Below are 7,121 nucleotides of genomic sequence, written 5' to 3' on the forward strand. Positions count from 1 at the left end.
ATTCTTGCTAAAATGGCCTTCTGAATTATTGAAGCAAGCCTTCGAAGGGATTATGATGATAAAAAAACCTTTTCAATGGTGTTGATCCTCATGTTTATTTTTGGACTATCCCCGTTCAACCGGACGTTTTCTAAAGTACGCTCAACAAAAAAACAGCCCGCACCGCTTCTGACACCGCGCGCTGTTCATCCGATGGGAAGTGGAGGTAATGGCCATACCGAAACGCCGGGCGAATGGTATATCGGCCAACCACCGTCAAATCCTAAACCGGGTGCTCCGATCCTATTGTTTGTCCAAGGGCTGAACAGCACGGCGCAAATGTGGTGGGAAGACAACGATATGTATGAAACAGCTCTTCAACACGGTTATCAGACGGCCTTTTTGCAACTTTATGACGCCAGCGGAACTTCAGCGGACATGTGGGATAACGGCCGCCTCCTGGCTGATAAAATAAAGGACATTCACCGTTACTTCGGGAATCGTCCGCTTGCGATCATCGCCCACAGCAAAGGCGGCGTCGATGCCCAAACCGCTCTCGTTTACTACGGCGCATGGCCATATGTCACAAATGTCATCACGTTATCCACTCCGCACCACGGGTCACAGTTAGCGGACTTGGCGTATAGTGCTTGGGCAGGGTGGCTAGCTAAACTTCTCGGCAAACAAGGTGACGGCACCTATTCCATGCAAACCGCTTATATGGAAAGCTTCCGACAAGCGACCGACAGGCGGCAAGAAGCTTATTATAACCGTTTCGACACAATGGGCGGTCATGACTGGGGAAGATGGTTTTCCTCCACATGGTTTGGCGGCCTTTATTTGAGCCAATACGGTGAAAGCGATGGCGTTGTAACAGTCGCAAGCAGTCGTCTCCCTTACGGCCATGAGATTGCAATTGGCGCTTGGGACCACTTCAAAATACGCACAGGCATTACTTTCCCATATTTTGAACCGATTATAGCCGAAACAGCCAATATGCCGCTTACCGTCAAAAAATACCATGAAAAGGCATCCGGCGAGTCGTCGGAAGTCAGTCATTGGATCCACGGCGGTCCCCTGTCGCCCGGTGACAATCCGATCTCTGTTACCGTCGAAGATCATGTGAAGCGGCTCCGCCTTGATGTTCTAACGACCGATCAATTAAGCGCCATTTACTGGATATCTCCGGACGGAAGGCAGATCAATGCCGAAGCAGCAAGTGAAAAAACGACGATCGGCATTTTCAAGGGAGCTATCCACCACGGATTGGAATTAAACCACCCAGAACCTGGCACCTGGACATTACACGTCAATGCCGATCAAAAAGATGCCTACTTGCTTGTCAGTCATTTTCTTTCCGATGCTCATCTCACTTTTTGGAAAAATATGAGTGTGGTCGCTCATGAGAAAGAGAAAGCGAAGCAGTTCACATGCCAATTTAGCGCGAATGAAAGCAGCATTGATCTCCAATCATTAAAAGTCACATACAGAATAGTTAAAGAAAAAAGCGCGACTGTTACCGAAGCGCTCAATGCCATCGTAAAATCCAGATCCAAACATGACATTATCCTAGATGACCCAGATGCGATTTACAACATCACCGCTGACATCGAAGGCCTCACCCAAGCCGGCTATCCTTTCAAAAGAACGATTGTTGAAACCCATTAAAATCCCTTAAAATAACCAGAGTTGTCCTTTCACCGAAGGAGTCAACTCTGGTTGCTTTTTATGATACCGCTCTATTTATCAATCACCACGATAAAGCAGACTTTGATCGGTCCGTGGACGCCGACGACTAGGTTCATCTCAATATCGGCGCTGTTGCTCGGTCCGGAAACCATGTTGATATAGCTTTCGATGGGCTCACCACTCTGGACGCGTTGGTTGATGAAGTCGCAAGCCTGGGTGATGCGAGGGACGAGCGTGTTTTTCGGGACGATGATGATAGAGGACACGGGCAATAAATTGATGGATCGCGCTTTGTGTTTATCATTGAAAAATACGGCCGTCCCCGATTCCGCCAAGGTGATATCACTGAAAGAAAGGCCGATGTTTGCCGCAGCGGCTGAATCCATTTGCCTGCTTCCTTTTTGGATATCCCAAAAGGAAACGCCATATTCGGACAAGACGCTTTCCAAGCCAAATTCGGCAAAACGCGCGTCTTTACTGGCGACAATCGGTCCGCCGCCGAAGTTTTCAAATGTTTTCACCAGCTGGCCCGGAAGCTCTTCCGCGGTTGTTTCATACACTTCGGAGTGGTTCGCTTTTGCCGATTTTATAAAAAGGTTGAGTAATTCCTCCTTCGACCACCTTTTGAAAATTTCTCTTTGGGGTTGGTAAGTCCACTCCGGTTTTTCAACGGCTGTTTTTCTCCCCCGGCCGAGTTTTTCCGCCAAGTGATTTAAAAATCGCTCCCGATTCTGAATCACACCCTGTTTCATGAGTCCGCACCTCCCTCACTGTTAGAGTTCTTATGTTGTTTAAACCATTTTCTAAAGTTATCTTTGCTGGGGGCGGGAAGGTCACGGATCTCCGTCCACGGTTTCAAGGGCCCTGGGCCTTTTGTCACGCGGCCGTCTTCGGCGAATGGCCCGAGCATCCAAGGCGCCATTTTCGTCGCCATTTGAAATAATGTCGGTGTGCTAGCGCCAATGCCAAATAGGCCCATCATCATTTTTTCACCCGTTTTCGGATGTCCGACCCCGTTGACATAACGCTCCCGGTGCCGGATGAGTAGTTCATGAAGCGGGATTTTTACTGGGCACGTCTCCGTACAAGCACCGCAAAGGCTTGAAGCATACGGTAACTCCCCATATGTTTCATAGCCTCCGAGAATAGGAGACAATACCGCGCCGATCGGTCCTTGATAAATGGAGCCATAGGAGTGGCCACCAATATGTCGGTAAACCGGACAGACGTTAACGCAAGCAGCGCAGCGGATGCAATGAAGAACCGGTTGAAATTCCGTCCCCAGGGCATTGGACCTGCCGTTATCGACAATGACGAGATGATAATCTTTTGGACTATCTAAGCTGTCTTCTTCTAATTCTGGCGAAAATCCCGTTATATACGTGGTTAGCTTTTGTCCGATGGCGCTCCGACATAATAATGTGACGAGGATGTCTAATTCTTCCCAAGAAGGGACGATCCGTTCCATTCCCATCACGGTTATAACGGTGTCGGGAATGGTGGTGACCATGTTCGCATTCCCTTCATTTGTCACTAGCACAATGGAACCCGATTCGGCAACGGCAAAATTACAACCCGTAATGCCGACTTCCGCTTCTAAAAAACTATTGCGCAATTGTTCGCGGGCAAAAGCCGTTAGTTCTTCCGGTTTTTCCGTTTTGGTATATCCCATTTTTTCATGAAAGATATCACGGATCTGTTCCCGGTTTTTATGTAGCGCTGGAACGACAATATGTGACGGGCGGTCGTGGTCATCGACTTGCAAAATATATTCTGCCAAATCGGTTTCCAGCACTTGGCAGCCGATATCCTCCAGCGCCTCATTTAGGCCGATCTCCTCAGTGACCATGGATTTGGCCTTGACGACATTTTTTGCTTTTTTCTTTTTCACGAGCTCTTGTATATAAAGCCTTGCCTCCTCAGCCGTTTCCGCGAAAAAGACATGCCCACCTCGCGCCGCGAAATTGTCGCTTAACTGTTCCAAATAGACATCCAAATGATTCAGCGTGTGGGTGCGGATTTCTTCGCCTGTGTTCCGCCACATTTCCCAATCGACCAACGATTCATCATTCACCGTAGCAGACAATTTACGGCCGCGCAATCGGTCTTGGACGGAGGCCATCGCCTGGCGCATATACGGATCTTTAAGGTTTTTCTCCACGCGTTCAAAGAACGGTTGATTTCCGATCTTCATCGACATATGGTTCGCCCCCTTCACCGCGGTGATTTAACACTTGTGCGATATGCATGACGCGGATGGGCTTTCCTAATCGATTCAGTCTGCCACCGATATGCATCAAACACCCATTATCGGCACCGATCAAGACTTCCGCTTCCGTCTCCTCGATATGGCGTATTTTCTCATCGGCCATTTGTTCTGAAATCGGGACCATCTTCACCGAAAAAGTACCACCAAACCCACAGCAATCATAACTGTTCGAAAGAGGTACAAGTTCAAGACCACGAACGTGCTTTAATAGTTTAAAAGGCGCTTCGGTGACACCGAGCAATCGTGTCATATGGCATGACGTGTGATAGGTTGCCTTCACCGGAAAACTCGCACCAACATCTTCGACTTTAAGAACATCCACTATGAACTGTGTGAATTCATACGTCTTAGCCGCTAATTGTCTGGCTTTCTCTTTCATGACCGGTTCAGCGGCAAATATTGCCGGGTATTCTTTAAACATCGCTGCACACGACCCAGACGGACTGACAACGTAGTCTGCCCCTTCAAAAGCTTTAATCATTTGTTTTGCCGCTTTGATGGCATCCTTCCGGTAACCGCTGTTATAGGCCGGCTGCCCGCAGCAAACCTGCCCGGTCGGAAAATCCACTTCGCAGCCAAGCCTTTCTAAAACTTCCACCACATCCTTCGCCACATCGGCATAAAACATTTCACACAGGCAAGTGACAAACAACGAAACTTTCATCATTGGATCCCTTCTCTCCTTGGCGATTATTCTTAAAAAACTGGAAACTCCCTTTTTTATCATATAACAAGTCACTTGGTTATAACTGATCTATTTTTTTGTACCTCTATACTTAACGTCTGTGACCATACCATTTTTGTCTCCCCCAAAGTATTTATCCGGAATCTCCCCAAGCATATAAGCCAATTCCTCGCGTGCGGGTTGTTCATCGTCGACTATTAATACTCTAAAAGCCATGTTGACCACCTCTATCTTTATATTGGCCGGATAAAAGATACCGTGGTTCCCTTACCCTTTTGTGTCTCAAAGGATAAGCCCACTTTTTCCCCATAGTGATAGATCAGGCGCTCCTGGATATTGGACAATGCGAATCCCATATGCTCTTCTTTATTTTCGTCAACCAGATTCCGTTCCATACCTGCGCCGTTATCACAAACCTTGATGAGCAAACCTTTATCCGTTTCACCTATTGAGATAATGAGAAGACCTTTGCGATTAATATTTTTAAAACCGTGAACGATCGCGTTTTCCACCAAAGGTTGAATGGTCAAGGGGGGAAGCGAATAGTCAAGATATTTCTCATCAATCTTCCATTCCACTTGAAGTCTGTCACCCATTCTTACTTTTACGAAGTCCAGATAAAATTGAACATGTTCCAATTCTTCTCTAATGGTAATCAAATCTTTATTGATATTTTGCATATTTTTTCTAAGGTACTTACCAAGCTTTGTAATCATTTTTCTCGCCTCTTCCGGCGACGTCCGGATGAGTGATTTGATCGTATTTAATGCGTTAAAAAGAAAATGCGGGTCCATCTGGGCTTGTAAAGCTTTAATTTCGGCTCGCGTTACCAAATGTTTTTGCCTTTCCGCCTCTGCTAGGGCATATTGCTGGGAAAACAATTGGCTTAATCCTCTTAAAATCGTCGTGTTTTTAAAAGCTTTCTTGTCTAAATCACTTTCATAAAACAGGCGAAAATACCCTATTAATTTCTTGCGGTATTTGATCGGTAAGTCCAGCTTATGGAATGTGGTTTTTCCATCCTTAAAAAGGATTTGTCCATCCTTCAGAAAAGTGACCCCAATGGCTTCTGTCCCTTGAATCAGGGCTTGTCCGATTTTGGCAACGGCTTTCGGGAGAGGTTCGCGCCAATAGGATAACGTCATTTCAGCGATTTGCAAGGCCTGGCCTGCATGGTGTGCCCCAATGCGTTCCTCTTCCCGTTCCACTTGGATGAGCATCGCGAAAAAAGCGGCAACACCCAAGCTATTTGAGAGAATTTGCGGTAAAGCGATTAACGAGACAAGTCTAAGCGCTTCATCAAAAGGGCGGGCCAAAAGTAAAATCAATCCCATCTGTAAAGACTCCGCCACAAATCCTACTAAAAAAGATAATTGCACAGAAGAAAGATGGCGGAACCTTCTTTTCAAGGACGATTTCATAAGCCCGGCAAAAATCCCCTCTAATATTGGGGCGACCATACACGCAACGTTGACAAATCCCCCTAAGGAATAACGATGAATGCCGGCAATGATCCCGACCATCAATCCGGCTCTCACCCCGCCAAATAAACCAGCGATGACGACCCCAATCGTTCGATTCGTCGAGATGGCATCAAAACCTGAAATATGGGTTGTCCACGGTTGGGGGGAATACCCATCCCCCGTGACGCGGACCCCTGAATAAGTGCCCAACACCGCAAAAAAGCTGAACAGAAGAATAAATATCCAAAGATTTCGGCGTTCGCCGCGAAACTGCATAAATTGGCGGAGTTTCGGGAGTCTTAATAAGAAAAACAGCATGGCAATGAGAAACCCAACTCTTTCTAACTGACTCGCCAAAATAAGAAACATATTAAGCTCCCTCTCAAATAAATTTCGTTAGGACATTCTGCTCCGACATAAACTGCTATCAAAGGATTTTAAAGCTTTTACCGAGGAGCGATGGATATGGAACCTTTGTTCACGTCGGGGGCGGCGTTGATTGTTGGTTCAGCGGCCTACGGGTTATACCAACTCTTGAACTACCCCCACTTAATTTTCTAACGAAAATTTGAAGTGGGAGATTCCTACGTAGAGGGTTCCAACGAACCCTAATTTAGTAGGCGATCCCCGTGGTCCCCACGGTTCCATTGACTAAGCGTAGAGCTTCATTTTTTATGTTAATCGCCGCATTGATATCACGGTCATGGATGCTTTTACAATTAGGGCATGTCCATTCACGAACGGCCAGATCTTTTACCCTCTTGTTATGATAACCACAATTGGCGCAGAGCTGGCTGCTTGGAAAATAAGCGTCAACCTCCACTTTTTGTTTGCCATACCATTCGGTTTTATACGTGATCAGGTCTTTGAATTTGCTCCAACTCGCATCGTGAATGGACTTCGCTAAGTGATGATTCTTTACCATGTTCTTGACTTGCAACGATTCCATGCCTATGATGTCGTGGTTTTTGACGAGATAGGTGGAAATCTTGTGCAAGTAATCATGACGCACGTTGGCGATTTTTTCATGGATTTT

Annotated in this window: 7 protein-coding genes; 1 reads left to right on the forward strand and 6 read right to left on the reverse strand. The window is 46.6% G+C overall.

All coding sequences use genetic code 11. The features are described 5' to 3' along the window. Window positions 1–90 precede the first annotated feature (90 nt). Window positions 91–1,647, forward strand: coding sequence for an esterase/lipase family protein (locus H532_RS0110820; RefSeq protein ID WP_051263272.1), 1,557 nt, complete (start codon window positions 91–93; stop codon window positions 1,645–1,647). A 71-nt stretch (window positions 1,648–1,718) separates the two neighbouring features. Here H532_RS0110820 and H532_RS0110825 read toward each other — a convergent pair whose 3' ends face one another. The 6 genes from H532_RS0110825 to H532_RS18600 all read right to left on the reverse strand — a co-directional run. Beyond that, window positions 1,719–2,420, reverse strand: coding sequence for a LutC/YkgG family protein (locus H532_RS0110825; RefSeq protein WP_027725498.1), 702 nt, complete (start codon window positions 2,418–2,420; stop codon window positions 1,719–1,721). Further along, window positions 2,417–3,868 carry a LutB/LldF family L-lactate oxidation iron-sulfur protein gene (locus H532_RS0110830; RefSeq protein ID WP_027725499.1) on the reverse strand — a complete coding sequence of 484 codons (1,452 nt, stop codon included), beginning with the start codon at window positions 3,866–3,868 and terminating at the stop codon, window positions 2,417–2,419. The genes H532_RS0110825 and H532_RS0110830 overlap by 4 nt, the downstream gene beginning before the upstream one ends. Beyond that, window positions 3,834–4,601, reverse strand: coding sequence for a (Fe-S)-binding protein (locus H532_RS18595; RefSeq protein ID WP_038112209.1), 768 nt, complete (start codon window positions 4,599–4,601; stop codon window positions 3,834–3,836). Before H532_RS18595 ends, H532_RS0110830 begins: the two co-directional genes overlap by 35 nt. A gap of 90 nt (window positions 4,602–4,691) precedes the next feature. Beyond that, entirely contained in the window at window positions 4,692–4,838 is a 147-nt protein-coding gene (locus tag H532_RS20700) for a hypothetical protein (RefSeq protein ID WP_211231970.1), read from the reverse strand. Window positions 4,839–4,855: 17 nt separating this feature from the next. Beyond that, window positions 4,856–6,454 carry a LytS/YhcK type 5TM receptor domain-containing protein gene (locus H532_RS0110845; protein ID WP_027725500.1) on the reverse strand — a complete coding sequence of 533 codons (1,599 nt, stop codon included), beginning with the start codon at window positions 6,452–6,454 and terminating at the stop codon, window positions 4,856–4,858. 244 nt (window positions 6,455–6,698) lie between these two features. Then, window positions 6,699–7,121, reverse strand: a 423-nt coding sequence (locus tag H532_RS18600) for an RNA-guided endonuclease TnpB family protein (RefSeq protein ID WP_027724930.1), incomplete at its 5' end; no start/stop codon positions are given.

The sequence above is a fragment of the Tuberibacillus calidus DSM 17572 genome (genome assembly GCF_000430685.1).
Taxonomy (GTDB): domain Bacteria; phylum Bacillota; class Bacilli; order Bacillales; family Sporolactobacillaceae; genus Tuberibacillus; species Tuberibacillus calidus.